Source organism: Mesorhizobium sp. M8A.F.Ca.ET.207.01.1.1 (assembly GCF_004794715.1).
Taxonomy (GTDB): domain Bacteria; phylum Pseudomonadota; class Alphaproteobacteria; order Rhizobiales; family Rhizobiaceae; genus Mesorhizobium.
The window spans coordinates 1-307 of the sequence record NZ_SRUS01000454.1 but is presented as its reverse complement, the minus strand read 5'-3'; the positions used below and the strand labels follow the sequence as shown (position 1 = coordinate 307).

Genomic DNA, 307 nt, shown 5'->3' with positions numbered 1-307 from the left:
TTGTCCGCGTCAAGCGCTACAGGCCGCGCAACAAGCTGGATCGGCTGCACATCGAACCGATCTCGCAGGCCAGCGCCAACCAGCGCAAGGGCCGCTGCGGTCGTATCGCCGAGGGGATCTGCTACCGCCTGTACGCCGAAGCCGATTTCCAGGCGCGGCCGGAGTTCACCGATCCGGAAATCCGCCGCTCCAGCCTGGCCGGGGTGATCCTGCGCATGCTGCAGCTCGGCCTGGGCCGCATCGAGGACTTCCCGTTCCTGGAAGCGCCGGACGAGCGCGCGGTAGCCGATGGCTGGCAGCAGCTGAC

General features: G+C 68.1%; 1 pseudogene. It reads left to right on the top strand.

Going from position 1 to position 307, the window contains the following annotated elements:
- A pseudogene (locus tag EN850_RS35335) lies at positions 1-307 on the top strand (ATP-dependent helicase HrpB); the annotation flags it as partial.